Below are 26,721 nucleotides of genomic sequence, written 5' to 3'. Positions count from 1 at the left end.
AAAAAAAAGGTTCGCACGAGGCGAACCTTTTCTAGTAAAGCATTATGTGGGAAACATAATTTCGGTTGTTACCTTTTCCCCGGATCATACGGTTCCCCGAGTGCAGACGGAGCAGAAGAGCGTCCAACAGCCGCAACGAGCACGATGATGGTGAGCAAGTAAGGAAGCATATAAATAATTTCCTGGGGAATACTTTGAGACCATTCGAACAACTGTACATAGTTCCGGATAGCTTGCGAGAAACCAAAGAACACAGCCGCCCCAAAGGCACCAATCGGATTCCACTTACCAAAGATCATCGCTGCAATCGCAATGTAACCTTGGCCGGAAACAGTATTATGAGAGAATGTGCCTGTCGTAGTCAGCGTGATTGCAGCTCCACCAATAGCAGCCAGCGCACCACTGATCATTACCGCAACATAACGATAACGACGCACTTTAACACCCACGGTATCCGCAGCACTTGGATGTTCACCAACCGAGCGAAGACGAAGACCGAATGGAGTTTTGTACATAATGTAATACGTCAGGAAGACGAACAGAATAGCCAGATATGTTGTCGGGTACACATTCTTGAAGAAAGCTTCCCCAAGCAAAGGAATATCCTTTAACAGTGGCACATCAAACTTGCTGAATCCTTGTACCAATGGTGAATCGCCTGATCCTTCAAACAGCAGCTTTACCAGATAAAGTGTGCTTCCTGCTGCCAGAAAGTTAATGACGATACCGCTGATAATTTGGTCAGCCTTAAACGTAATGGAGGCAACCGCGTGGATCAGTGAAACCACTACACCCAACACAACCGCGAACAAAATCCCCATCCAGGCAGACGTCGTTCCTCCCATGCCAGCTTCTTGTGCATAATGCGCAGCAATCCCTGCAGCAAACGCACCAAATACCATGAAACCTTCAAGTCCAAGGTTGGTCACACCGGATTTTTCCGAGAAAATCCCGCCCAGGGATGCAAAAATCAATGCCGTGGCAAAGACAAGCGTCGTATTGATAATTTGCCCAATTGTCAACAAGTCCATCTACAACACCTTCTCTTTCTTGCGCTTGGAATAGAACGGTTTAAGTACCCAGCGCACGATGCCTTGTGCCGCAATGAAGAAGATAATCGAACCGATAACAATCCGAATAATCTCGGGCGGTACATCCGCAGCAAAGCTCATTCCCGCAGATCCATAAGTGAGCGTACCGAATAACAAAGCACCCAGCAACACACCAAACGGATGATTCAAACCAATCAGTGCAACCGCGATTCCGTCAAAACCTGTACCTGGCGAGCCCGACATAACGGTCTGATATTGGAACACCCCGAGTACCTGGAATGCACCGCCAAGACCTGCAAGCATACCACTGATAAACATAGCTTTAACGATATTGCGATTGACATGCATACCCGCATACTCTGCCGCATTCGGGTTATATCCTACGGCACGAATCTCGTACCCTTGTTTGGTTTTCCACATGTAAATATAAAAGAGTACAGCCATGACAAGAGCAATCAATGTTCCCATGTGAACACGGGAGTTGCCCATCAGCTCAGAAAGCCATGTCAGACTAATCGATGCGCTATCACTGATATCCACCGAACGATTTTCACCTTTTAACAGCAGGAATTGGCGCACGATCAGGTTGGCCAGATACAAACCAATCCAGTTCAGCATGATACTACTGATAACTTCGTTAACCCCACGCGCTGCTTTAAGATAACCGGCAATAGCTGCCCACAGACCACCAAATACTGCACCAGCAATCAAAGCCAGTGGAGCATGAATGTAGATTGGCAGACCTGCAAACTTCACGCCTACAAAAGTCGCTGCAGTCATACCGACGAGAAATTGTCCTTCGCCCCCGATATTAAACAGTCCTGCACGTGCCGCAAATGCAAATGCAAGTCCTGTCATAATCAGTGGTGTCATTTCCCGAACTGCTTCACCAAAGTTGTACATGTCTCCGAAAACCTTCGTAAACAATGCACTGTACGCTTCAATCGGGTTGTATCCGCCGATCAGCATGACAATACCACCCAGGATCAGACCCATAATGATGGCTACAATAGGTAATATAAATGAATCACGGGTAAACCATTTTAATACGTTATTCATGCACAGTACCTCTCTTTTGGGTGCTGCCCGCCATCATCAAGCCGAGCTCCCTGTCATTGGTTTCTTCCGGCAGCACCTCGCCCACGATCTGTCCTTCATAGATGACAGCAATTCGGTCGGATACGTTGATAATTTCATCCAGCTCGAATGAGATCAGCAATACCGCTTTGCCCTGATCACGTTGTGCAATCAATTGTTTTTGAACAAACTCAATAGCACCTACGTCCAGACCGCGAGTTGGCTGGGCAGCAATAAGCAGTTCAGGATTTTTATCAACCTCACGTGCGATAATGGCTTTCTGTTGGTTCCCTCCCGATAAGGAGCGGGCCTTTGTTTCAATGCTTGGTGTACGCACATCAAATGCCTCGACAAGACGCTTCGCTTGCTTCTTGATCGCATCGAAGTTAAGGAATCCTTTACGCGTATAAGGAGACTTATAATACGATTCCAGAACAATATTTTCACTCACAGAAAAATCAAGGACAAGTCCATGCTTGTGCCGGTCTTCCGGAATATGGGCTACACCCGACTCCGAAATATGGCGCGGAGAATGATTAGACAGTTCTTTACCCTCAAGGCGAATCGAACCGCTATCTACTTTACGCAGTCCGGTAAGAGCCTCAATCAGTTCGCTCTGTCCATTACCATCGACACCTGCGATTCCTACAATCTCACCTGCACGTACATTCAGGTTGAGTTCGTTCAGAACCGAAATGCCTTCTTTGTTTTTGGCGGTCAATTTGCTAACTTCAAGCACATTGTTTCCTGGTGTAGCCGGCTTTTTGTCCACTTTAAATGTGACATTGCGACCAACCATTTTTTCTGCCAACTCATTTGGATTCGTTTCTGATGTTATAACTGAATCAATCACTTTACCACGGCGAATAATTGTCACCGTATCGGAGATTTCCATGATTTCTTTCAGTTTGTGTGTAATCAGAATAATGGACTTGCCTTCGGCCACTAATTTTTTCATGATTACCATCAGTTCTTTGATTTCCTGAGGTGTTAATACAGCAGTAGGCTCGTCAAAAATAAGAATGTCTGCACCACGATACAACGTTTTTACAATTTCAACACGTTGCTGCATTCCGACAGAAATATCATGAATTTTGGCATGCGGATTCACTTTGAGTCCATACTGTTCAGACAGACGCTGCACTTCAGCAGCAGCTTTTTTATAATTAATGTTGAGACCTTTCCTTGGTTCAGATCCCAAAATAATGTTCTCTGTTACCGTGAACGGCTGTACAAGCTTAAAGTGCTGATGCACCATGCCGATGCCAAGATCGATTGCTTTGTTAGGGCTATCGATGATGACAGGCTTGCCATTCACTTCAATGGAACCTTCATCCGGCTGATAGAGACCAAAGACAATATTCATCAACGTTGATTTACCAGCGCCGTTTTCGCCCAGTAGAGCATGGATCTCGCCTTTACGAAGCTGAAGGCTGATGGCGTCGTTGGCAACAATGCCTGGGAAACGCTTCGTGATTTGTTTCAACTCAACGACGGGGGTTGCTGCACCCATGTAATCACCCTTATACCTGATATAGTGTGGTTCCGCAAACGTAAGAAAAACGTCTAACGACGTTTATTCAAGGAAGATGACCGCATTTCAGCGGTACTTTTTCTTGGGATTATCGAATCCTTCAGTTTCAGCGAAACTTCTGCATTCCATAATCTTAAGAAAAGCTCCTACCGGAGCGTTGATACGAAGACTTCTTTCTTTTGCCGTGGCTAATGCCCAAGCACATACTACATAGCTTGTACAATTGTTATGATGACCTGAGCAAATTTTCCTACTCTGACAATCATAAGGCCGGTCAAGACCGGCCTCGATGATTATTCATTTTCACAGCAGAATCAGATTACTCTGTAGGAACTTTGATTTCGCCGTTGATGATTTTTTCTTTGTACTCGTCCACTTTTGCAAGTGTATCAGCAGAAACATTTTTCGTAGAAGTGTCAGCGATACCTACACCGTTTTCTTTCAAAGTCAGGTTCTCAGCTCCGCCTTTGAATGTTCCATCGATGATTTCTTGGTTTACGCGCTTAACAGCTTCGTCAACTTTTTTGATCATGGAAGTCAGTGTTACTTCATCACCAAACTCCAGGGATTGGTCTTTATCTACACCGATAACCCAAACGTCTTGACCTTGTTTCTTACGAGCGATTGCTTCGTTGAACACACCATTACCTGTAGCACCGGAAGCGTGGAAAATGATATCTACGCCTTTGTTGTAAAGTGTAGCTGCTGCTGCTTTACCAAGGTCAGGCTTATCAAATGCACCTGTGTAGTTGGAAATGAATTCAGCATTAGGATTAACCGCTTTAACGCCTTCTCTGAAACCTACTTCAAACTTTTTGATCAGTGGGCTTTCCATACCGCCAACAAAACCAATTTTGTTCGATTTAGTTGTCAGACCAGCTACAACACCTACCAAGTAAGAACCTTCTTCTTCAGCAAATGTTACTGATTTAACGTTAGGAGCATCAACAACACTGTCGATGATCGCGAGTTTGGAATCAGGATTTTGTTCAGCTACAGTCTTGATCGCATCAGCCAATTGGAAACCGATACCCCAAGTCAGATCATATCCACCTTTAACGAACTCGTTCAGGTTTGGAATGTACTCTTCATCGGATTTACTTTGCAGGTATTTAACAGCTACACCTGTTTCAGTTTCAGTTGCTTGCAGAGCTTCCCAAGCGGATTGGTTAAACGATTTGTCGTTAACTCCACCTACGTCAGTAACCATACCAATTTTCAAATCGGATTTAGCTTCAGTGTTTTCGCCACCTGTAGTTCCTCCGGCATTTGTTTCCTCTTTCGGTTTGCTACCGCAACCTGCGAGCATAACCGATACTGCCAGCAACATGACCAAAGACAAGCTGAGCATCTTTTTCATTTCTCTGTTCCCCCTTAATGATATATACCTAATTCCTGTCCAGGCCAAAATGGAACGGATCAACAGATCGATAATATGGCTTTTATGCAGAATGTATGGTTTCTTCGACATTAAAAGCGCATTCTTATCCCTTAAAGATTGTGTCACCTGTCGAAAAACCGAACATTATGACTTGAAGAGAAAATTTTAGGACTAGCCTACTAGAGGTGATTATACATTCAACCCGTGGTAAAATCCAGATGTTTCATCACCAAATCTCACTTATTTTTGCTCTTTTTTTATTGAAAGCGCTTAATAATTTAACGATTTAACACACTAACGTTACAACGATGTAATGTTATATAACAAAAACGTATCACACTTCCTAGAAAGATGTGGAATCCACCTGTTTTTGTTTGCATTATTTCACCGTTCGTATTTTATGTATTATCACAGCCTGTTATTCACCCGTTATATGCTTTCATTGTGCCCTTACAGATTGCAGCATATTCGTCGCGCACAACCAGACTCTTTGGAGTAGATCAATCTTTAAGCCGTAAAAAAAGCCGCCATAGGTACGGCGGCTTGCATAAACAATTTTAAGCGTTGATTTTGCCTTTAGCTACAGTAGCCAAAGAGTTGAACGCATTGATGTCGTTAACGGCCAGATCAGCCAACATTTTGCGGTTCATGTCTACACCAGCAAGTTTCAATCCATGGATCAGTTTGTTGTAAGACAAACCATTCATACGTGCTGCAGCATTGATACGAACGATCCACAGTCTGCGGAAGTTACGTTTTGTGTTGCGACGGTCACGGTATGCGTATACCAGGGATTTCATTACTTGCTCGTTAGCTGTTTTAAAAATACGGTGTTTGGAACCGAAATAACCTCTTGCCAGTTTCAAAACCTTTTTATGACGACGACGTACTACAAAACCGCCTTTTACTCTTGCCATATTAAAAGAACCTCCCAATAAATATTAAATGTATCCGTGGTATGTGTACGGCCTAAGCCGATCCCCCATACGGATTTACTATTTCAAGTTAGCCAGACCTTGTTTCAAACGTCTTACGTCCCCGGCAGCCATTACTGGGTTGCCGTTCAGAACGCGCTTAGCACGTTTTGATTTGTGGGAAAGCAAGTGGTTTTTGTGAGCTTTGTAACGCAGGACTTTACCGGAACCGGTAATTTTGAAGCGTCCTTTCAAACTGCTGTGTGTTTTCATTTTAGGCATTTTGTGTTTCCTCCTCCAATGTTATCAGGCTTTAGGAGCCAGAATCATGATCATACTGCGGCCTTCCAATTTTGGTTGACGTTCGATGGTGCAAAGTTCTGCAACCTCCACCTTAACGCGTTCCAAAATCCGTTGACCAATGGCGGCATGCGCAATTTCACGTCCGCGGTAACGAACGGAACATTTTACCTTGTCGCCTTCTTTCAAGAACTTAACTACATTACGAAGCTTCGTTTGATAATCATGCTCCTCAATATTGGAACGGAACCATACTTCTTTAATGTCAACAATTTTCTGGTTCTTACGGGCTTCTTTGTCTTTCTTTTGTTGCTCATAGCGGAATTTGCCATAGTCCATGATGCGGCATACCGGCGGTTTAGCCTGTGGTGCCACATTGACCAGGTCCAAGTTCAGGTCAATCGCCATTTGCAGTGCTTCCCGAATCGGCGTGATCCCAATTTGTTCTCCTTCAGCTCCAACAAGGCGTACTTCCTTCGCCCGAATCTCATCATTAATCATGTGATCTTTACTAATAACCGTCCACCTCCAGGTCATTTTGAATATCCTGTTACACAAAAATAAAAGGGATGCCGGTTAAGCTACCGACATCCCTGTAATCAACACAATTCTTCATGAGTAAACACTTCATAAATTATTGGGATCGTTGACCAGCCAACATGTTTGTTGATCAGGTGAGAAGTCGGACTTCTACTTGTGATTCCATAGCTATTCATTTAACGCACTTGAATACTATAACATCCTGCAAAACTATTGTCAACGTCTCTACAATATTTTTTTACAGAAATGCTTTCATCCAAGTCAACCATTCATTATCCCTGCTTGCTCTGCACCTCATCCAAACGTACAACACGTGTATGTTGGGTATGGCTCCATTGTTTGTTGTTCTGCGTGAAGAACGCGTAGAACGTAATTGGATACCATGAAAGAAGGTAAATCGGGAACAGGATCAGGTACAGATACACTTTGGCAAAAGTAACCTTTTCCAGCGCCATGGACAACAAGAATGTCAGGATATTCAGACCAATCGCTACGAATCCTACCCAAAGCGGGAAGTACCCGTATATGTTTGCGATATGAGGACCACTGAATATCGCTGTATCCACCCACAGGACAGCTGTCATCAGGAACGTAAGCAAAACAACATACACGTTTGCGCCATACACAGCAAGGTCAAATTTCACCAAGCTTCTTTCCTTGATACTCTGCCACAGCAGCGGGAAGAAATATCTGCGTGCAACCGTAAAGTGACCTTGCATCCAGCGAAGACGTTGTCTAGCTGAAGCTTTAAAGGTTAACGGCTTCTCATCAAATACTTTGGCATCATAGTTAAAGACAGGATATACATTACGCTGAACACTGCGCATGGTAAATTCCAAATCCTCAACCAGACTTGTAGCACCCCAGCCAATTTCCTTGAGCAGGTTGGTCTCGAAGCACATTCCAGTACCTCCGAGGAAATTCGCCATATTCAAATTATGACGGGACAACTGCCACAGACGGTTGATGTACCAGTAAGATACGCCATATGCTGCAGTGATCCAGGAATCCTCCGGATTTTTAGTATCAATGTATCCTTGAATTACACGCGAACCATTGCACAAGTCATCATTCATCTCGAGCAAGAAGTTACGATCAACCAGGTTATCCGCGTCAAACATAACCACTGCGTCATACTGACGTGGCAATTTCCACAGGTATTTAAGCATCCATTCGATGGCATACCCTTTACCTCTGAGATCAGCATTCGTACGTACACAAGCATTCAATCCATGCTGTCTTACAATTTGAGCCGTTCCATCCGTACAGTTGTCACAAATGACAAACACATCGTACATATCTTCCGGGTAATCCAGTTGTTTCAAGTTCTCCATCAAAGCACCAATGACTTGTTCCTCATTGTGAGCTGCGACGAGTACAGCGAATGATTTTGTCGCCGGATAATGTTTCTTTTTCTTTTTCTTAATCAGACCGAACAGCGAAAACGTGAATTGGTACACGGCTAGCAGTGCCAGAAGGACCTGCATCGTGACGAATATAGCGTCCAACATCGTTCTCTGTTACCCCCTTTTTTTCAAAACCAGATTACTTTAAATGTTTCTCTGCCTGGATTCTGCACTTTTATTTTTTTGTGATGCGCAGAATATGACCCTGTTCTTTTGTTTACTACGCAAATATTTCAGACAATGTTTCAAGCATGGTTGATGCCAGTTGGCTGCTTTATCGATTTTGTATTCTTTTCAGCCATTTGTCAAAACTGCAATTCCACTTCCTGAAGCAGAAATGTGAACTTTAAACGCTGAATAGGCACTTCGTGATACTCCAACCTCGCATTCATGCCTGTTATATCTTATTTTCAGCCGTTTACTTGATTTTTATTTCTAAAGTCCCTGCTTTTTTCATCAGGCTGATCCATATCGACAGAGGCTCTATATCAAATAACGTAAACAGACCCCAAAAAGTTCAGTCTTACACTCACATTTTTTTAACCGCATTTCAGCCATGTTGAATCATTGTATCTTTTTTAGATCGTCCAAGTCAAAAAGTTAAGTTGGATGTATATCCACTCTTTAACATGAATTTTACTTTCTTCACATGTGTTCTTCTTGAAAAGGACAACATTTAAAAATATGATAAACATATACCTGAAATAACCTCAAGTTCACGAAAAAACGGTTATATACTAATCAGGACGAAACCGGACACAGCAATTTACCGGAAATACTGCCGCCAACATGGGGCCTGACTGGCAGGAGGCCAATATGAGCCGTTTATTCGTAAAGTTTCAAGAGTATGATCGAAATGTATTTATGTGGATTAATGGTCGACTTCATAATCGATTTATGAACTTTTGGCTGTATTATTTCACCCATCTGGGCGGAGCAACTTCTTCTATTGCAGTATCCTTACTAATCTGGCTGCTGGCTCCCGCTCCTTGGAGTACAACAGGACTTCAGGCATGCATCGCTCTAGCCGTTAGCCACATTCCCGTAGCAATCGCCAAAAAACTGTATCCGCGCATTCGGCCTTACCTGGCCCTACCGGATACGATTACGTTCCGCAATCCCCTGACGGACCATTCGTTCCCTTCAGGGCATACTACTGCCGTATTCTCAGTTACGGTCCCTTTTATGACGATGGAGCCGTTCCTGTTGCTGTTGTTACTCCCTGTTGCATTAATTGTCGGATTTTCACGGATTTACCTAGGGTTACACTATCCCTCAGACGTGCTCGCAGGTGCTACAATCGGTACTTTAGTCGCACTTGCAACAGTTGCTTTATGGACATAATGTGAATATGTTAGACTAAGGAAAACCTAGCAGGAACAGGTGAAGCAAGCGTGGAGAAAAAAAGAGTATTACTATTATCTGAAGGCTTTGGCGCTGGTCATACTCAAGCCGCTTATGCGCTGTCCAGCAGTTTGCGAAAACTTTCGCCTAATGTACAAACCAAAGTGCTTGAGTTGGGGAGTTTTCTGAACCCCAGAGTTGCGCCACTCATCATTACAGCGTACAAAAAAACGGTCATTAATCAGCCCAAGCTCATCGGGTATGTATACAGGCACCAATATAAAAAATCCTTGAACCGGCTGACTACACTTGCGTTGCATAAACTGTTTTACACCCATACACGCAGTATTGTGCGTCAGCTTCGTCCAAATGTTATTGTATGCACCCACCCTATTCCCAGTGCCGTCATATCCAGACTGAAACGTCTGGGTGTGCAGGTTCCACTTTGTACAGTCATCACCGATTATGACGCACACGGGACATGGATTAGCCCAGAAGTGGACCTGTATCTTGTTTCTACAGATGAGGTAAAGTCCAAATTAATGCTGCGGGGTGTATCTTTAGACAAAATTCGGGTTACCGGCATTCCGATCCACCCCAACTTCTGGGAGCATCCCGGGCGGGATGAGATCCGAGGCAAATTCGATTTGAAGAACATGCCTACTGTGCTTGTGATGGGCGGTGGTTGGGGAATGCTTAGTGATGAAGTGGTTAACCAATTATTGACACGCTGGCATGAGGATGTTCAGATTATTTTCTGTCTTGGCCGCAATGACAAAAGCCGAATCAGCATGGAACAAAATCCGTTGTATAAAAAAGATAATATCCATATCATCGGGTACACCAATGAAGTGGACAAATTAATGGAAGTATCTGATCTCCTGATCACCAAGCCTGGTGGAATGACATGCAGTGAAGGGTTGGCAAAGGGAATCCCCATGCTGTTCCATAATCCCATACCGGGTCAGGAAGAAGAAAATGTTCAGTATTTCACCGCACGAGGTTTGGGGGAGCCCATTACTTCCCTTGATGTTGTTGTAAAATGGATGAATAAACTGCTTCATAACTACCCTGACATTGTTCGCAAACGCAAACGCCACATGGCGCAGATTGCCAAATATCATCCGATGCAGAGCGCACAGAGTATTATCGACCTTCTGGACCTGCGTCCCTACTCCGCAGACCAAGCCAGACTGTGACGGCTTCAAACAAGCCTGGCATGTACACAGTTAAAGGTGCCTTCGAATCGAAGGCACCTTTTTTCAATATGAAGAAAAGTACAAACTATTGAATACCAGCAGACTTCAAGTAATCCTGCCACTGCTTGGTATACTCCGTCTGAATCTTCTCAAGGCCCGCCTGTTTGGCTTTTTCCATAAATGTATTCAGACCCGCTTCTACATCCTCCACCAACCCTACATTCAACGGATAGAGATACTGCTTCTCTACCTGCTCCAATGCAGCTTTCTCAGCTTGGTATGGTGTCCAATCCTCAGCAAATCCGGTGTAGATGTCCGGCTTTTTCATTTTGTCCAGCTCTTTGAAAATAGCCAGCACATCATCAAAGCTCTTATCGTAGAGCATGAATTCAGGATTACGCCAAGCCCAGCCATTCATGCCTTCGCGTGGGAATCCATTGGTCTGGGCATCGCCCACCATTTTATAATAACCGTCTTGAACTTCAAAGTTCTTGCCTTCCACACCATATTCGGTGAGCCAGTTGTAACGTTTGTCCGTAACCAGTTTCTCATAGAATGCGAGTGCTCTCTCCGGGTTTTTGCTGCTGCGTGGAATTGCAAACCCATTGTGGATCGGGTGTACCGGTTGTGCAAACCCTTTGGCATTCGGGTAAGGGAAATAACCGAGCTTCCAATCCGGGTGAGTGGACTGAACCTTGATCACATCCGCGTTAAATTTGTTCGGGTTCTCTCCCGACAGAACAACCGCCGCTTTGCCATTTTGCAGCAATGAGTTGGACGTATCCTTTACATTCAGCACGTTTTTCGGGAAGAAGCCTTTGTCCATCCAGCGTTTGTACGTTTTCAGATCCTCCAGATGCTGCGCAGACCCCCAATAGGAAGTGATATTGGATGGAGTATCATACGTGATGTCCAGTCCATAAGGGAGCTGACCTGCGGTATTCACCAGCTTGGATGTTAATTGACGAATACCATGGGTATGGTTTGCATTGCTATCCGCGATTGGAATCATATTCGGTTCATTGGCTTTGATTCCCTCCAGATAGGCTTCGAGTGTCTCCAGAGATTCCGGTTTGGGCAGATTGTACTTCTCACGCAAATCCTCACGGTACGCAATACCCTCAGTAACATATTCAGTCCATGTCGATGGCACAGTATAGATCTTGTCATTGACTTTTACCGCGTTCCACATGTCATCAGGCACATAAGCTTTGAGCGTTGGTGCTGCCTTAGGCAATAGTTCATCCAGAGGCAGGAATGCTCCTTTTTTCGCATAGGACTGATAGAACGTCCAATCCGCGGTGAAGATCAGATCAATCGGTTGACCGGAAGACAGCAGCAATTTGTATTTTTGGTCCCAGTCTGTCCATGAGGTATAGTTGAATTTTACATTGACGTTCAGATCGGCCTCAGCCAGCTTGTTAATTTCCGACTCAATCACTGGCAGATCCTTGGGTGCATCACCAAGCATGTAGAATTGCAGTGTTACCTTCTCCCCTTTGTTGTCAGAAGAACCTCCCTGCTCACTTCCTTGCGCCGATCCCCCCGAACCGTTATTACATGCGGCAAGCACCCCGGCAAACAGCATCAGGGCAAGAACCATAGACAGGTGCCGAATTGTTTTGTTACGCATACGCATCCTCCCTTTTTGTGAACAACCTTATATGTTAGCGCAGACTCGCCATGGTTCAGACGCAGACGGGCAGACAGCTATCCCGCATATTCGCACCCACAGCGCGTAAGCGTTCTAACCTTTCACCGCACCAATGGTAAGACCCTTGACAAAGTAACGCTGTACAAATGGATACAGGAACAAAATGGGGCCAGTAACCACAATAGCCATCGCCATTTTGGTCGATTCGGTAGGTACATCCTGGCTAAGAGTTATACCGGTACCAATCGCCATCTGGTCAATGAAGGTAATCGTGTTCATGGTGTTATACAAATAGAATTGCAGCTGGTACATATCCGGGTTGTTAATGAACAAGGATGATGTGAACCAGTCATTCCAGTATCCCAGTGCCAGAAATAACCCTACAGTGGCAATGCCGGGCATCGCCAGTTTCAGTACTACGCTAAAGTAAATGCGGAAATCATTCGCACCATCGATTTTGGCTGACTCAATCAGCTCATCCGGAACGGCTGAACGAATGAAGTTTTTCATCAGGATAATGAGAAAAGGCGTCATCAATCCCGGAAAAATCAACACCGTATACGTGTCCGTAAGATTGAAATAATTTGCAAGCATGATGTACCAAGGAACCAATCCCCCACCAAAGAGGGTTGTAAAGTAGATGAAAAATGAGAAAGCGTTCCGGTACTTGAAATCTTTGCGTTGCAGTACAAATCCCGCCATCGTAATAAGAAATAGTCCAAGGGCCGTACCCACAACGGTTGTAAATACCGTCACGCCATAAGCTTTGAGCACCTGGGTCGGAAATTTGAACACCATCTTATAACCTTCCAAGGAGAAATCGGTGGGAAAGAGGTGATACCCGTCTCTTACAATGGATTCGTTGCTGCTGAATGAGCCGGATAAAATCAAAAGAAATGGAATGATACAGATTAAGGAAAGAATCAGAATCATGCTATAAGCGATGATTTGAAACAACAAGGTGAATTCCGTATCTCGGGTACGCGTGTGCATAGTAGGTCTCCCTTCTGCCTATAGGCGTTTTAGAACAAGGCGTAGTCCTCATTCACTTTACGGATGATATAGTTGACGGTCATGATCAGGATAAAACCGAACAGCGATTGATACAGACCAGCCGCAGTAGCCATTCCGATATCAAACGTCACTTTCAGGGAACGATACACATACGTATCGATGATATCTGTAGCGTTATATAAGACACCGTTATTTCCAATGAGTTGGTAAAAGAGATCAAACTGTCCCTTCATAATGCTCCCGAGCGAGAATAACAACAGGATGACAAAGGTCGGTTTTAGCATCGGTACGGTGATGTACCAAATGCGCTGAAAGATATTGGCCCCGTCAATCCGGGCTGCCTCGTAATACTCATCGCTGATCCCTGTAATAGCTGCAAGGTAGATGACCATGCTGTACCCGAGATTTTTCCACAGATAAAAAATGATGATCAGGAACACCCAGATCCAGGGTGTATTGTAAATATCAACAGGCCCCGCCTCAAAACGTTTGAGTACCGTGTTCACAAAACCGGATTCATAGTTGAACATGTTGTAAGCGATTACACTTAATAGAACAAACGAGATGAAATACGGTAAAAACATGACCGACTGCGTAATTTTCTTAAACACTTTTCCCCGAATTTCACTGAGCAAAATCGCACAGAAGATCGCTAGCCCGTTTCCTAATATAATGAAGGCCAGATTGTACCCCACCGTGTTGGTTGTCAGCTTCAGCAGCATTCCGGATTGCCACAGAAACTTGAAGTTCTCCAGGCCCACAAATGGGCTGCCGAACAATCCACCTTCAAAATCATAGCGGGTAAACGCATAATAGATGCCGACCATCGGAAAATACGAGTTAATCAGAAAAAAGATCAGTGTAGGCAGCAGCATGAGAAACATGATTTTGTTTTTGTTCAATTCTTTGAGCATGGCTCGATCCCTCCCGAATTTCTTACGGCGCGACGCGCAGTGGAGCTCTGTTTTTATTGTAGTTGCCCTAAGTGCTACCGGATACTGAATCATTCGGCCGGATCATGAACGATTCTGCGAAACAGAATATGAACAATATGAACGAACACTGAAATGAATGCCTGAGCGTTCACAAAAGTTGATATCGTGCATAGGTTGAACCTAGTGAACAATAAAGCGAAAGTTGAACTTTAGCTACGGAAATCGGCCATAGCATGCTGTCCACCGTTGATGTAAACGCATACATACTATATAATTCGAGATACATCCGTGATTCACCACGCCCATATATGAATTCTCATCCTTCGCTATGAAGTCTAACTTTTGTTCATCCAAAACAGGAGGTCCACGGGAGGAAAGATCATGCGCAAACGTTCAGAGGACAGTCAGAAGGTGTTTGCACGGATTCTCATCGGCATTATTGTTAGCACTGTTGCCACCTTGCTTGTGGCTTCAACCATTTTGTACGTCAACTATAATCGCATTGCCCTTCGTCAGGTCTACCGAACCGATATGAACGGTCTTACCCAGACCAGTCGGGAAGTCTCCAAGATGACCGAGACCGCCAAATCACTGTCTTATCAGATTTATCAGGATTACACCATCTCTGCCCTGCTGCTCTATTCAAATCCGAGTATCTATGAAATTACGTCAGCGATGGAACAACTCGACAACTATCGCATGTCCCTCCCTTTTATCGAATCCATCTATGTATATAACTCCAAAAATGATGAGTTCTTTATCAGCTCCAATGAGGTTCGCAATGGACAACAATCCATCTCTGAAATAGACGATCAAGGGATTACAAGTATCCTCGACCGTTTCCATGATTACAAACCTTTTGTCCCCATTCCGCGTACATACCAAGTTGGCTCCACCGAGGAAACACAAGTCAGCAGTTATACGTACCTCTGTTACGACACGATCAATGACAATGCTACACTGAATTATGCTGTTGTCGTAAATATTAAGGACGACTGGCTCAGTCCCAATATGAACTCAGCTGATCAGCCAGGGAAAACGTTTATTATCAATGAACAGGGACAGTTATTGTCCGATTTCAGCAATCGTGCGCTAATGAAAGATTTGTCCAATGAAACGTTTATGCAGCCAATCCTAGAAAACACGGAGCAGTCCGCCTATTTTACGGCAGAGGTTGATGGAATAAAGTCACTCATTACCTACACTGCTCCTGATAACCTGGGGTGGCGCTATGTAAGAATAACGCCTTATGACTTAATCACCTCAGATATTCGTAATATGCGGACACACACCGTTCTGTTTTGTATTGGGCTATTAATTGCGGGAGTGCTCTTATCCTACCTCGTGTCCCGGAAGCTATATCATCCCATTGATAAAGTGCTTGTCCGTATGCGTGTGATGGAAGCGGAGCGTCGTGGCAGTCTGCATCTATTACGACAGGATTTTCTGCGTGGGGCTTTGCAAGGACGTGAAACGGTAACGGGAGGCATGCTGGAGGACAGAATGAAGTTCTACGGCTCTTCTGTTGATGTTCATCGTCTAACAAGACTGGTACTGCTTCGTATTGATCATTTTACCGATTTCAGCGATACCTACAGGGATGAAGTCCAACTTATAAAATACGCGATGATGAACATTTGCATGGAAACGGCTGACCTTTACTACCACACCGAAGCTGTGGATATGGGCAGCGATCTGATCACACTTATCTTTAATGATAAAGTTCAGGATGAAGCTGATGATGAGCATTGCCCCATTGAGGACCTGCTGCGCATGATGCAGGCTGCCGTGATGACACATCTAAGATGTTCCATTTCATTTACCATCGGACCAGTGGAAGATTCACTGGAAAACAGTATTGCTTCTTATACTCGATCAGCAGAAGCTTCTCTTCATCGTTTGTTCATGGGTCCTGGATGCCTGATTTATACCTCGAACATCATGGCGTACCATGCCAAAGAATATGCTTTCCCTGTTGGAAAAGAGAGACAGCTGATTGATTGCCTGATGACAGGCAAGACAGGCGAAGCCAAACAGGTCTATGCAGACATCGTGAGCGAAACGGCAACTTATCCATTTACCGTATTTCAACTGGCTCTGTCCCATCTGACCATGACTCTGAATCATGTGAGAAACACACTCAAAAAGAACAACCAGCTTACACTTGAATCCATCTCCGATCGTTCAATGCTTCCGATTCATGATGCCGAGGATCTTAGTGAAGTTCACGCCCACTTCTATCGCATGTTCGACGAGCTTGGATCCAAAGTTGAGGAGAAAAGAACGCTTAAGCATGAGGAACTCATTCGCAAAATTAACTGCATTATTGAACGAGATTACGCAGACACCAATCTTTGTCTTACCTCGATTGCAGATGAACTAGCCATGTCACCCATCTATGTCAGCAGACTCTATAAACAACTAACATTAAAAGGTCTAACCGATGTTATTAACGAGACCCGCATAGCCAAAGCGCAATTCCTGCTCATTGAGACGGAAAACTCTGTAGCTGATATTGCTGAGCAAACCGGGTTCACCAACAGTTCTTATTTCTATCGGATGTTTAAGAAATTCAACGGGGTTACTCCCAACGATTATCGACGTAAGGAGCTTCATTCGGAGCTTTAGCAGAAGTAAAACGAACTTCCACAAGTGACGTCATGAGTTTAGTTCCATCAGAACAGCAAAAAAAGCGTGATATGAGAGTCTGGTAGCCAGACGCATATCACGCTTTTTTATAAAAATTACTCTTGATCTTCGCCAGACTCGTCCGCAGCTTCCCGCACTTTATACTTGTCCAAGCGGATTTGTTGATACTCTCGCAAAGCCTCTTCACCCACGATGACTTCAACCCGGTGAATGTTCATGCCTTTGCCCATGAATTTCTGCTCATACTCTGTCATGACATGCTCTTCATTCAATCCATCACGGTGCAGGTTCAGGGACAGATTGGTCATTTGCAGACCAAAGTCGGCAATCGCATTGAGAGAGAAATCAAACAATGTCTCCGAATCGGTTTTGAAATGAATCTGTCCTTTGGTGTTAAGCAGTTCCGTATATTTCTTCAGGAAACGTGGATGTGTCAAACGACGACGTGCATGCTTGGCTTTCGGCCAAGGATCGCTGAAGTTCAGATAAATCCGCTCCAGTTCTTCCTGTTCAAATACTTCCTCAATCTGTTCGATATTAGCCAGAGCCAGCTTCAGGTTGGGTGGTGTCTCCACTTCTGCCTGACTCCATGCTTTCCGAGCCTTCTCGCTGGCACGACGCACCAATTCATCATACATATCAATACCGATAAAATTGAATTCCGGATATTTATAACTCATTTGGCTGATAAATTGACCTTTACCCATGCCAAATTCCACAAAGATCGGATGGTCATTGCCAAACAGTTCAGACCATTTTCCTTTGTACTGTTTGGGATCAAGAACAACGAGGTCAACTTGTTGCTCCAAATTTTCACGAATCCCTTTTCTGCCACGTAAACGCATCTTATTCCTCCGTTTATCCATACTTGTCTCAGAATCATTTTGCCGAAGAACTCGCTAATTGTAAAGAGCAATGAAAAAGGAATCTTCGGATCTGCCACTTTGGGGCAAATCTCAAAGATTCCCTCTTCGATTTATTTGGAATTGGGGTCCAACTACTTTAATAGTTCATAGTCTACCTTATCTTGGTGTGAAAAATCAAATGTCTTTTCGAAAGCATCGCGAACTTTTTGTCTTGCAGCCGCTTTCACTTTCGGATTGCCATTGAAACGAACACCTGTCAAAGCCAGAGCTTCTTCTGCCGTCAGTTCTACAGAAACATGATGAAGATCATTATTTTTAACTTGGGAATTCATTCATATCACCTCACGGTATAGTATGGTCCATGACGTCAACATTGATTCAAATGCTATGATGAATAGTACCCATTAGATGGTGTCTGACGCTGCTTTAAATATAACATATTGTGTAAACTATAGCAAGGATAAAACCTCGTTTCTACGGCCTATTTTTGCGACTAGATTCCCCTTTTTTTGAGTTTTTTGATACAATGGTAAAAGTTCAAAAAGAGTCGAATTCGGTAATAGAATAAGCAAGCCATTAGGTAAGCCAAAGGAGTACCCTGAAGATGAATGCACCTTCAATACAACCTCCTCTTCTGTGGGGAGATAAACGATTCCATACCTGGAATTACGAAATGAGAGACGAATTTAACAATAAGGTTTTCAAAGTGATGCTGGATGCGGGGTTCACCTGCCCGAACCGAGATGGATCTATCGCCAAAGGGGGCTGTACATTTTGCAGCGCTCGTGGATCGGGTGATTTCGCCGGTAGCAGACGGGATGATCTGGTCACCCAGTTTAATACCATTCGGGATAAACAGCATCTGAAATGGCCTACAGCCCACTACATTGGCTATTTCCAAGCCTATACCAACACATACGCACCCGTTGAAGAACTGCGTGAATACTTTGAAGAAATCTTGAAGCAGCCCGGTGTCGTGGGTCTGTCCATTGCCACTCGCCCTGACTGTTTACCGGATGACGTCGTTGATTACTTGGCTGAATTGAATGAACGCACCTACCTCTGGATTGAGATGGGTCTTCAAACCATTCACGAGTCCACGTCAACCCTAATTAACCGTGCGCATGATACGCAGTGTTATGAGGAAGCCGTTGCGAAGTTACGCAAACGGAATATTCGGGTGTGTACACATATTATATACGGACTGCCTCAGGAAACCCATGAAATGATGCTGGATACCGGACGGGCTGTTGCCAACATGGATGTGCAGGGGATCAAAATTCATCTGCTTCATCTGATGCGCAAAACGCCAATGGTGAAGCAGTATGAAGCCGGGCTTCTTCGTTTCCTGGAACAAGACGAGTACATTAAACTGATCGTCGATACGCTGGAGATGCTGCCACCTGAAATGATTGTACACCGTCTTACAGGTGATGCACCCCGTGATTTATTGATTGGGCCGATGTGGTCCATGAACAAATGGGAAGTGTTGAATTCCATTGATCGTGAGCTGCGTGAGCGGGATTCCTGGCAAGGTAAATACTGGAGGGGGGCTTAAGATGGGCTTTCTTTCGGTTTTAAGTTGTGCCCATCAGTGGATTTCTTCCCGTCTACAGCCTGGAGATTTAGCTATTGATGCAACGGTAGGCACGGGGGCGGATACTCTGTTTCTGGCACAAAAAGTTGGTAAACGTGGTCAAGTCATTGGTTTCGATATTCAGAGCGAGGCACTTACCCTAGCACAAGCCCGCATTCGCAAACAAGAGGACAGTGCCAAATTGGGCTCCATCTCCATGCTTCAATTAAGCCATGATCGAATGGCTGAGGCTGTTCCTGAAACATGGCAGGGTAATGTCGGTGCTGTAATGTTTAACTTGGGTTACCTGCCTTCTGAAGATGCGGACTCCAGCATTATCACAGAAACAGACAGTACTATTGCTGCTCTCCAGGCTGCACTGGCATTGCTCAAGCCGCGCGGCATTATTACCGTTGTGCTGTATCCAGGTCATGATGGAGGATCACAGGAAGCGGATGCGGTATTGGAGTGGTCCTCTGCTCTACCTGTAGAGCAGGCACAAGTGGTGATCTATCGCCAATTGCAGCGTGATGCCTCTCCTTTTCTGATTGGCATCGAGAAAAAATAATTTCCTTTGTCCCACAAATGCAATAAACTAGACACAATCGCAACAAAGCACTCTTTGGGTTTAATTTATGCGATTTGTGTACTACATAAAGACGTGCAACCGTATTCACTGTTACATTCATGCCAACTACGCGGTCATGATTGATTAAAGCGATCCACCATTTCATATACTAGAGGAGAGATTAGGAATGCCTACGCCATACCCACTGCAATTTCAACCAGAGTTCAAAGAACGTGTATGGGGAGGTCGCGCGCTGGAGCAATTCGGCCTGACGCCGCCTGAAGGACATATAGGAGAAGGCTGGATGATTGCGGATCATCCCAATGGTACAACCAAGGTATTAAATGGAGCACTTGCCGGAAAAGGCCTCGATGAAGTCCGTGAACAACTGGGCACAGCTTGGCTTGGAACCAAAGGAGTTTCGGAAAAGGGCGGACGATTCCCGCTTCTGATCAAACTGCTTGACTGTAACGATGATCTGTCCGTACAAGTTCATCCAACAGATGATTACGAAGCGCTCCCTCCTGGCGAGCTTGGCAAAACGGAAATGTGGTATGTGCTTGATGCCAAACCAGGGGCTCATATCATCTACGGCCTGAATGAAGGCGTTGACCGTGAAGTACTGAAGGAAGCGCTGGAGAATGGTACGGTCATGGATACCCTTCGTCAAGTACCTGTAGAGGCTGGAGATACGTTCTTTATCCCTGCGGGAACGGTACACGCTCTATGTGCAGGTGTCGTTGTGGCTGAGATTCAGCAAAACTCGGATACAACATACCGGATTTACGATTATAATCGTCCAGGCCTGGATGGCAAACCACGTGAGCTGCATGTTGAGGATTCATTGAATGTAACGGCTTATGAGGGTGCTGGCGCCACGACGATGAAAACCAACAACGCAACTCCAGGTGAGTGGCTGAAGCTTGCGGAATGTCCATACTTTGTAGTGGAAAAAGGGATTGTTACAGGACGTTGGGAGCTCTCTACGAGTGCTGAAAGCTTCACTATTCTTGTGGTCTGTGAAGGTAGCGGAACGCTGGAGTGGGATAACGCGGAATCGGATAAAATTGAATTGAAAGCTGGACAATGTTACTTACTGCCTGCCAACCTAGGCTCCTATACGCTGGATGGCAACACTACTGTTCTTCGCTCTTATTTGCCTTAATCGTATAATCAATGATCTATTCAAGTGATCTACCTTAGCTTAAATGGCTCTAATGTGACCTGTGAAGGAGGATTTACACGAGATGCAGGAATCTACCTTTAGCCTGGTTGGCAATGAAGGTACCCGTATTCATGTGTACCGCTGGCTTCCCGATCCGGAGTGTAACATCAAAGGTGTGGTCCAGATTGCACATGGCATGAGCGAGACTGCTGCCCGATACGCTGAATTTGCCCAACATCTCACCACGCACGGCTACGCGGTCTATGCGAATGACCATCGTGGTCATGGTAAAACGGTCGAAAACTCGGATTTGTTGGGCAATGCCGGCGTAGATGCTTTCCGCTGGATGGCGAGTGACATGATGAATCTGGGCGAAGTTGCCGCCAAAGAAAACCCTGATGTGCCCCTCTTTTTGATGGGGCATAGCATGGGGTCGTTTTTGGTACAGCATCTAATGTATGCTGGCCACGAGCGTTACCATGCATTTATTTTGTCCGGCACCAATGGCAAACGTGGTCTGCTTCGGATTGGAGAGAAACTGGCTTTCTTGCAGTGTGGCATTCAGGGGAAGGGTCATCCAAGTATGCTGCTCAATGCGCTCGTATTTGGCGGATTCAACCGTTCTTTCCGTCCGGCAACCACGCCGTTTGATTGGCTGTCCCGGGACTCCGAAGAGGTCAAGCGGTTTATGGATGACCCTTTGTGTGGAGCCGTCTGCTCTGCAGGTTTTTTCCGTGACTTTTTCAAACTGCTGTTGGACATTCACTTGCCGCGCAACATGAAACGTATTCCTAAGGATAAATCTGTATATCTGTTCTCGGGTGAACAAGATCCGGTGGGACTTCATGGCAAAGGAGTGCTTAACCTGGTCTCCCAATATCGAGAGCTTGAGCTTGAGGATATTGAATACCGCCTCTATCCGGGGGGGCGCCACGAAATGCTGCATGAAACGAATCGGACTGAGGTTGCCGGGCATGTCGTGGAGTGGCTGGAAAGGCATACTTCCGACTACAGTGCCTATCATTCCACAGCACACGCAGAAACCGCCGATTCCATATAATGCGACACAAATTACCTATACAATGACGAAAGCCCCTGAACGGGTGCACAGCATACACTGTGCTCCGCGTTCAGGGGCTTTACTTTTTTATTTATAAGATGGCAATTTAATGTTAATCGTTATGGATTACCCTTCGATCAGCAAAGACTCTGGATCTTCAAGCAATTCTTTTACCGTCACGAGGAAACGTACGGCTTCGCTACCATCAATGATACGGTGATCGTACGACAGGGCGATATACATCATCGGACGGTTCTCCATCCGCTCTGCATCAATCGCTACCGGACGAAGCTGGATTTTGTGCATACCCAGAATACCTACTTGAGGTGTATTCAAAATTGGTGTGGACAACAAGGAGCCAAACGTTCCGCCATTGGTAATGGTGAAGGTTCCTCCTTGCAGATCAGACAAAGCCAGCGTGTTGGAACGGGCTTTGGATGCCAGGTCAGCAATGCTTTTCTCGATCTCAGCGAAGCCAAGACGATCTGCATCACGTACAACCGGTACGACAAGACCTTCTTTGGCAGATACCGCAATGCCGATATCATAGTACTTTTTGAGAACTACATCTTCACCATCAATCTCCGCGTTAATGGTTGGGAACTTTTTCAGTGCGCCTACAACTGCTTTGGTGAAGAAGGACATGAAGCCGAGATTGATTTCATGTTTCTCTTTGAACTTGTCCTTACGACGTTTACGAACATCCATGATTGCCGTCATATCCACTTCGTTAAACGTAGTCAACATCGCTGCAGTCTGCTGTGCTTCTACCAGGCGTTTCGCAATGGTAGCACGACGGCGGGACATACGTTGACGCTCCACTGGTTTGGTATACGTGGAACCACCTGCTGCCGGAGCACTAGGTGCTGCAGCGGGAGCTTTAGCAGGAGGCGCTGTAGGAGCGGCGGCCTGCGTGTTGTGAGTTTTCACATCATCCTGATAAACACGGCCAATCGGATCCTTGCTCTGTACCTGATCGAGCTCAATACCACGCTCACGTGCAAGTTTACGAGCAGATGGTGAAGCTGTCTTCGAGCTGCTATCCGAAGATTCCGGTGCTGCAGCAACGGGTGCTGGTGGCGGAGTTGGAGCTTCCGGTGCAGGAGCTGATTGTTTCTGCTCTGTTGCTGCTGGTTGGAAAGCGGACGCGCCGCTTCCTCCTCCAGTTCCAGCTGAAAGTGTTCCAATCGTTTCACCAATTTCTACAGTCTCGCCTTCCTGGCGAACAATTTTCTCAAGAACACCGCTCTCTTCAGCACTGATCTCAATATTTACTTTATCCGTTTCCAGTTCCAGAAGAACATCACCCTGATTAACGGTTTCGCCTTCTTTGACCAGCCATCTGGATACGGTTCCTTCCGTTATCGACTCACCCATTGCAGGTACTTTAATTTCACTCACAGCTGTTACCTCCCCAGTGGAATATTATTCTTCGTCGTTTGCTTCAATGCGGATGTAATGATCTGTTGCTGTTCCATGCCATGCACAAGTTGATAACCGCTGGAAGGACTCGCATGTTCCGGGCGACCTTCGTATTTAACGGTTGTTCCTTCTGGCGCGATTTCACGAAGACGAGGCTCCATGTATGTCCAGGCACCCATGTTTTTGTTTTCTTCCTGTACCCACACCAGCTCTTTCAGCTTGCTGAAACGTGCAAGTACACGCTTGATTTCTTCCGCCGGGAACGGATACAGCTGTTCGACACGAATAATGTGAAGCCAAGACCAATCTGCTTTATCTTTCTCAAAAGCATCTTCCAGATCGATGGCGATTTTACCACTGCACAAAACAATGCGCTCTACGCGATCCGGTTTCGTGCCCAATCCTGCTTGCTCAAGCACAGGCTCAAACTTGCCTTCGCTGAACTCTGTTGCAGGTGAAGCGACACGAGGATTACGAATGAGACTTTTCGGCGACATCATAACGAGCGGACGAGCATCTTCCGTTTCAGTCAACGAAGCCTGACGACGCAACAGATGGAAATATTGCGATGCACTTGTCAAATTCGCAACGGTCATATTGTCTTCTGCACAAAGCTGCAGGAAACGTTCCAGACGAGCACTTGTATGCTCAGGTCCCTGACCTTCGTTCGCATGCGGGAGCAGCATGACCAGACTGGATTTTTGTGACCATTTGGCACGGCCGGCAGATACGAATTGGTCAAAAATAACCTGTGCACAGTTGGCAAAGTCTCCGAATTGTGCTTCCCAGATTACAAGCGTATCTGGTGAATAGACGTTATATCCGTATTCGAAACCAACAACGGACTCCTCAGACAACGGACTGTTGTAGATGGCAAAAGATGCTCTTGCCTGTGGCAGATGATGCAGTGGACAGAATTTCGCACCATTCTCGGAGTCATGCAACACCAAGTTCCGATGGGCAAACGTTGCACGCTCTGCATCCTGTCCACTGATCCGGATTGGTTTGCCATCCGCAAGAATGGTAGCAAACGCAAGCGTCTCTGCAAGACTCCAGTCTACTTTCTCGCCTTCGTTCAGAGATGTGCTTCTGCGCTGCAAAATACGCTGCAACTTCGGATATACATTAAAATTCTCTGGCCATTTCAGCAAATCGGCGTTAATTGTCCGCAGATTTTCCAATGGTACCGCAGTTGGAATAATTGAAACGGCTTCTGGCTCGCTAATTTGACGTTGATAATATTCATGTACTTCATTGTTCTTCATCTGCTCGTATGCTTCTTTTAAGCGGTTCGTCACAGCTTCACGAATGCTGTTGATGGAGGCATCGTCGATAACCGATTCCTCTTTCAGATGATCCTGATACAAGTGACTAACCGTTGGATGAGCTTTTACTTTGTCATACACCGTCGGCTGTGTAGTTTCTGGATCATCTGTTTCGTTATGACCATAACGACGGTAACCGATCAGGTCAATCAGGAAGTCCTTTTTGAACAGGTTACGGTATTCTGCTGCCATACGAATAGCTGCGATACACGCATCCGGATTGTCTGCATTGACATGCACAATCGGAATCTCATATCCTTTGGCAAGGTCACTCGCATAATACGTTGAGCGTGAATCGCTGCTGTCTGTTGTGAATCCAAGACGGTTGTTCACGATAATATGAATTGTTCCGCCATTTTGGTAACCAGGCAATGCTTTGAAATTGAGCGTTTCTGCTACAATACCTTCCCCAGGGAAAGCCGCATCACCATGCATCAGAATAGTTGCCGCTTTGGTTACATCCTGCTTCGGATATCCCGGATCACGGCGATCATCCTGTGCTGCACGTGCAAAGCCCTGTACAACCGGATTTACATATTCCAGGTGACTCGGGTTATTGGCTAGCGTAAGACGCGCTTGTACTGTTTCACCGTCTTTTACATAACGGTTTGCGCCCAGATGATATTTGACATCCCCCGTCCAACCGTAATTGATTCCTGTTGACCCTTCGGAAGGAACCAAATCCTTGTTAGGAGAATGATGGAATTCAGAGAAAATTTTGCTATACGGCTTGCCCAGTACATGAGCAAGAACGTTCAATCGACCACGGTGAGCCATCCCCATCAGAATATGGCTGGAACCAGCGTGTGCCATAATTCGGACTGCTTCATCCAGCATAGGGACTAACACGTCGTTACCTTCAATGGAAAAACGTTTTTGCCCAACAAATGTTTTGTGGAGGAAATCTTCAAATTGCTCCACTTCAACCAAACGTTCCAGTAAAGCTTTACGCTCCTCTGGATTAAGCGGTGCCGGCGAAGTACGAGATTCTGCACGGCGGTTCAGCCATTCCCGCTCATGAACCTCATGCACATGGCTGAATTCATAAGCGATAGGACCAGTATATATTTGCCGCAGGCGCTGGATGGCATCCAATCCTGTTACCGTCTGTCCATCTGCACCTTCCCAGATCAGGGAAGCTGGCAGAGCTTTCAAATCTTCTTCATTCAATTCAAAATGCTTCGGTTCAAGCAAAGAAGTATCTGAATCTTCACTGATTCCAAGGGGATCAATATCGGCCGCAAGGTGACCATAGGTACGAATATTCATTACCAGTTTCCCTGCTGTAACCGCTTTCTGTAATAGTTGAATATCCACGCTTCCGGAGTCCTTTTGGGCGTTGCCAGAATACGAGACTGTATGTGCATCCCTGCCAGACATCGGCGGTGCACCCCATTGTTCAAATAATTCCCGATAAGCCGGTGTAACTGCACCCGGGTCTTGGGAGTATAATTCATATTGTTCCTGTACGTATCCCATATTCGGGCCATAGTAACTTTCCCAGGGTTTCTTGTTGCCTTCCTCGATCGTCATCGACGTTCCCTCCGTCTTGATTTAGTCATAAGTTTTTGACGGAAATCATTGACTAAGCCGTAATTTGCGTTCGTTCAACATTTTAAGCTAAATTTTTCATGAAGTCCAATAATCGTGCTGTTGGTGGTATTAACGTTGTTCCGACGCTCCCGTCAAGGTTTGTCTGCGTTTTCAAAATCATAGTAAACTGATGATTGTATATACCGT

At 45.4% G+C, this 26,721-nt stretch carries 22 protein-coding genes; 7 read left to right on the top strand and 15 right to left on the bottom strand.

The window, feature by feature from the left end; all coding sequences use genetic code 11:
- Positions 1 to 68 precede the first annotated feature (68 nt).
- The 8 genes from CRO25_RS22405 to CRO25_RS22370 form a co-directional block, all read right to left on the bottom strand.
- Positions 69 to 1,031 (bottom strand): ABC transporter permease, encoded by a 963-nt coding sequence (locus CRO25_RS22405; RefSeq protein ID WP_063564195.1) that lies wholly within the window; start codon positions 1,029 to 1,031, stop codon positions 69 to 71.
- Complete coding sequence (locus tag CRO25_RS22400) at positions 1,032 to 2,111, bottom strand: ABC transporter permease (RefSeq protein ID WP_063564194.1); 1,080 nt, start codon at positions 2,109 to 2,111, stop codon at positions 1,032 to 1,034. It abuts the gene before it with no gap.
- Positions 2,104 to 3,642 (bottom strand): ABC transporter ATP-binding protein, encoded by a 1,539-nt coding sequence (locus CRO25_RS22395; protein WP_072734050.1) that lies wholly within the window; start codon positions 3,640 to 3,642, stop codon positions 2,104 to 2,106. Before CRO25_RS22395 ends, CRO25_RS22400 begins: the two co-directional genes overlap by 8 nt.
- 340 nt (positions 3,643 to 3,982) lie before the next feature.
- Positions 3,983 to 5,023, bottom strand: a complete 1,041-nt coding sequence (locus CRO25_RS22390) for a BMP family protein (RefSeq protein WP_063564192.1) — start codon at positions 5,021 to 5,023, stop codon at positions 3,983 to 3,985.
- Positions 5,024 to 5,601: 578 nt separating this feature from the next.
- Complete coding sequence (gene rplT / locus CRO25_RS22385; protein WP_017689664.1) at positions 5,602 to 5,961, bottom strand: 50S ribosomal protein L20; 360 nt, start codon at positions 5,959 to 5,961, stop codon at positions 5,602 to 5,604.
- A gap of 78 nt (positions 5,962 to 6,039) precedes the next feature.
- Complete coding sequence (gene rpmI / locus CRO25_RS22380) at positions 6,040 to 6,240, bottom strand: 50S ribosomal protein L35 (protein WP_062320217.1); 201 nt, start codon at positions 6,238 to 6,240, stop codon at positions 6,040 to 6,042.
- Between the two features lie 24 nt (positions 6,241 to 6,264).
- On the bottom strand, positions 6,265 to 6,759 hold the full coding sequence (gene infC / locus CRO25_RS22375) for a translation initiation factor IF-3 (protein ID WP_024628309.1): 495 nt from the start codon (positions 6,757 to 6,759) through the stop codon (positions 6,265 to 6,267).
- A gap of 311 nt (positions 6,760 to 7,070) precedes the next feature.
- Complete coding sequence (locus CRO25_RS22370) at positions 7,071 to 8,309, bottom strand: glycosyltransferase family 2 protein (protein ID WP_079696522.1); 1,239 nt, start codon at positions 8,307 to 8,309, stop codon at positions 7,071 to 7,073.
- Between the two features lie 711 nt (positions 8,310 to 9,020).
- On the opposite strand from CRO25_RS22370, the gene CRO25_RS22365 reads away from it, so the two are divergent.
- Together CRO25_RS22365 and CRO25_RS22360 are read left to right on the top strand one after the other, a co-directional pair.
- Complete coding sequence (locus CRO25_RS22365) at positions 9,021 to 9,548, top strand: phosphatase PAP2 family protein (RefSeq protein ID WP_063564190.1); 528 nt, start codon at positions 9,021 to 9,023, stop codon at positions 9,546 to 9,548.
- A 50-nt stretch (positions 9,549 to 9,598) separates the two neighbouring features.
- Positions 9,599 to 10,747 (top strand): glycosyltransferase, encoded by a 1,149-nt coding sequence (locus tag CRO25_RS22360; RefSeq protein WP_079696521.1) that lies wholly within the window; start codon positions 9,599 to 9,601, stop codon positions 10,745 to 10,747.
- 85 nt (positions 10,748 to 10,832) lie between these two features.
- Here CRO25_RS22360 and CRO25_RS22355 read toward each other — a convergent pair whose 3' ends face one another.
- From CRO25_RS22355 to CRO25_RS22345, 3 genes are all read right to left on the bottom strand, one after another.
- Positions 10,833 to 12,386 (bottom strand): extracellular solute-binding protein, encoded by a 1,554-nt coding sequence (locus tag CRO25_RS22355; RefSeq protein ID WP_079696520.1) that lies wholly within the window; start codon positions 12,384 to 12,386, stop codon positions 10,833 to 10,835.
- A 108-nt stretch (positions 12,387 to 12,494) separates the two neighbouring features.
- A complete protein-coding gene (locus CRO25_RS22350) occupies positions 12,495 to 13,334 on the bottom strand; it encodes a carbohydrate ABC transporter permease (RefSeq protein WP_371121667.1) in 840 nt (279 codons plus the stop codon).
- A gap of 89 nt (positions 13,335 to 13,423) precedes the next feature.
- On the bottom strand, positions 13,424 to 14,329 hold the full coding sequence (locus CRO25_RS22345) for a sugar ABC transporter permease (RefSeq protein ID WP_063564186.1): 906 nt from the start codon (positions 14,327 to 14,329) through the stop codon (positions 13,424 to 13,426).
- Positions 14,330 to 14,731: 402 nt separating this feature from the next.
- On the opposite strand from CRO25_RS22345, the gene CRO25_RS22340 reads away from it, so the two are divergent.
- Complete coding sequence (locus CRO25_RS22340; RefSeq protein WP_079696518.1) at positions 14,732 to 16,978, top strand: AraC family transcriptional regulator; 2,247 nt, start codon at positions 14,732 to 14,734, stop codon at positions 16,976 to 16,978.
- Between the two features lie 116 nt (positions 16,979 to 17,094).
- Here CRO25_RS22340 and trmB read toward each other — a convergent pair whose 3' ends face one another.
- Together trmB and CRO25_RS22330 are read right to left on the bottom strand one after the other, a co-directional pair.
- Positions 17,095 to 17,844: a tRNA (guanosine(46)-N7)-methyltransferase TrmB gene (trmB, locus tag CRO25_RS22335; protein WP_064639506.1), complete on the bottom strand. Its 750-nt coding sequence runs from the start codon at positions 17,842 to 17,844 to the stop codon at positions 17,095 to 17,097.
- A gap of 152 nt (positions 17,845 to 17,996) precedes the next feature.
- Positions 17,997 to 18,197 (bottom strand): hypothetical protein, encoded by a 201-nt coding sequence (locus CRO25_RS22330; protein WP_062320234.1) that lies wholly within the window; start codon positions 18,195 to 18,197, stop codon positions 17,997 to 17,999.
- Between the two features lie 272 nt (positions 18,198 to 18,469).
- Here CRO25_RS22330 and CRO25_RS22325 point away from each other — a divergent pair, with 272 nt between their 5' ends.
- The 4 genes from CRO25_RS22325 (at position 18,470) to CRO25_RS22310 (ending at position 22,234) form a co-directional block, all read left to right on the top strand.
- Complete coding sequence (locus CRO25_RS22325; protein ID WP_079696517.1) at positions 18,470 to 19,423, top strand: TIGR01212 family radical SAM protein; 954 nt, start codon at positions 18,470 to 18,472, stop codon at positions 19,421 to 19,423.
- 1 nt (position 19,424) lies between these two features.
- The gene (locus CRO25_RS22320; protein WP_079696516.1) at positions 19,425 to 20,009 is read left to right on the top strand and encodes a class I SAM-dependent methyltransferase; all 585 of its coding nucleotides are present in this window, start codon (positions 19,425 to 19,427) and stop codon (positions 20,007 to 20,009) included.
- A gap of 187 nt (positions 20,010 to 20,196) precedes the next feature.
- Positions 20,197 to 21,174, top strand: a complete 978-nt coding sequence (locus CRO25_RS22315; RefSeq protein WP_076289946.1) for a type I phosphomannose isomerase catalytic subunit — start codon at positions 20,197 to 20,199, stop codon at positions 21,172 to 21,174.
- An 82-nt stretch (positions 21,175 to 21,256) separates the two neighbouring features.
- Complete coding sequence (locus CRO25_RS22310) at positions 21,257 to 22,234, top strand: alpha/beta fold hydrolase (RefSeq protein WP_079696515.1); 978 nt, start codon at positions 21,257 to 21,259, stop codon at positions 22,232 to 22,234.
- A 126-nt stretch (positions 22,235 to 22,360) separates the two neighbouring features.
- Here CRO25_RS22310 and odhB read toward each other — a convergent pair whose 3' ends face one another.
- Both odhB and CRO25_RS22300 read right to left on the bottom strand, forming a co-directional pair.
- Positions 22,361 to 23,635: a 2-oxoglutarate dehydrogenase complex dihydrolipoyllysine-residue succinyltransferase gene (gene odhB, locus CRO25_RS22305; RefSeq protein WP_079696514.1), complete on the bottom strand. Its 1,275-nt coding sequence runs from the start codon at positions 23,633 to 23,635 to the stop codon at positions 22,361 to 22,363.
- Between the two features lie 5 nt (positions 23,636 to 23,640).
- Positions 23,641 to 26,514 carry a 2-oxoglutarate dehydrogenase E1 component gene (locus CRO25_RS22300; protein WP_079696513.1) on the bottom strand — a complete coding sequence of 958 codons (2,874 nt, stop codon included), beginning with the start codon at positions 26,512 to 26,514 and terminating at the stop codon, positions 23,641 to 23,643.
- Positions 26,515 to 26,721 lie beyond the last annotated feature (207 nt).

Origin of the sequence: Paenibacillus sp. RU5M, from assembly GCF_900221055.1 — a bacterium.
Lineage (GTDB): Bacteria > Bacillota > Bacilli > Paenibacillales > Paenibacillaceae > Paenibacillus > Paenibacillus marchantiae.
Note: the sequence above shows the minus strand (reverse complement) of the source record. Positions and strands in the feature narration are given on the sequence as shown.

Excerpts from the sequence above, each read along its gene's own strand:
- CRO25_RS22330 (WP_062320234.1), bottom strand. The coding sequence starts at position 18,197 with ATGAATTCCCAAGTTAAAAATAATGATCTTCATCATGTTTCTGTAGAA.
- CRO25_RS22300 (WP_079696513.1), bottom strand. The coding sequence starts at position 26,514 with ATGACGATCGAGGAAGGCAACAAGAAACCCTGGGAAAGTTACTATGGC.
- CRO25_RS22320 (WP_079696516.1), top strand. The coding sequence starts at position 19,425 with ATGGGCTTTCTTTCGGTTTTAAGTTGTGCCCATCAGTGGATTTCTTCC.
- infC (WP_024628309.1), bottom strand. The coding sequence starts at position 6,759 with ATGATTAATGATGAGATTCGGGCGAAGGAAGTACGCCTTGTTGGAGCT.
- rplT (WP_017689664.1), bottom strand. The coding sequence starts at position 5,961 with ATGGCAAGAGTAAAAGGCGGTTTTGTAGTACGTCGTCGTCATAAAAAG.
- rpmI (WP_062320217.1), bottom strand. The coding sequence starts at position 6,240 with ATGCCTAAAATGAAAACACACAGCAGTTTGAAAGGACGCTTCAAAATT.
- CRO25_RS22355 (WP_079696520.1), bottom strand. The coding sequence starts at position 12,386 with ATGCGTATGCGTAACAAAACAATTCGGCACCTGTCTATGGTTCTTGCC.
- CRO25_RS22350 (WP_371121667.1), bottom strand. The coding sequence starts at position 13,334 with ATGATTCTGATTCTTTCCTTAATCTGTATCATTCCATTTCTTTTGATT.
- CRO25_RS22370 (WP_079696522.1), bottom strand. The coding sequence starts at position 8,309 with ATGTTGGACGCTATATTCGTCACGATGCAGGTCCTTCTGGCACTGCTA.
- CRO25_RS22325 (WP_079696517.1), top strand. The coding sequence starts at position 18,470 with ATGAATGCACCTTCAATACAACCTCCTCTTCTGTGGGGAGATAAACGA.
- CRO25_RS22400 (WP_063564194.1), bottom strand. The coding sequence starts at position 2,111 with ATGAATAACGTATTAAAATGGTTTACCCGTGATTCATTTATATTACCT.
- trmB (WP_064639506.1), bottom strand. The coding sequence starts at position 17,844 with ATGCGTTTACGTGGCAGAAAAGGGATTCGTGAAAATTTGGAGCAACAA.
- CRO25_RS22340 (WP_079696518.1), top strand. The coding sequence starts at position 14,732 with ATGCGCAAACGTTCAGAGGACAGTCAGAAGGTGTTTGCACGGATTCTC.
- CRO25_RS22405 (WP_063564195.1), bottom strand. The coding sequence starts at position 1,031 with ATGGACTTGTTGACAATTGGGCAAATTATCAATACGACGCTTGTCTTT.
- CRO25_RS22365 (WP_063564190.1), top strand. The coding sequence starts at position 9,021 with ATGAGCCGTTTATTCGTAAAGTTTCAAGAGTATGATCGAAATGTATTT.
- CRO25_RS22390 (WP_063564192.1), bottom strand. The coding sequence starts at position 5,023 with ATGAAAAAGATGCTCAGCTTGTCTTTGGTCATGTTGCTGGCAGTATCG.
- CRO25_RS22345 (WP_063564186.1), bottom strand. The coding sequence starts at position 14,329 with ATGCTCAAAGAATTGAACAAAAACAAAATCATGTTTCTCATGCTGCTG.
- CRO25_RS22395 (WP_072734050.1), bottom strand. The coding sequence starts at position 3,642 with ATGGGTGCAGCAACCCCCGTCGTTGAGTTGAAACAAATCACGAAGCGT.
- CRO25_RS22315 (WP_076289946.1), top strand. The coding sequence starts at position 20,197 with ATGCCTACGCCATACCCACTGCAATTTCAACCAGAGTTCAAAGAACGT.
- CRO25_RS22310 (WP_079696515.1), top strand. The coding sequence starts at position 21,257 with ATGCAGGAATCTACCTTTAGCCTGGTTGGCAATGAAGGTACCCGTATT.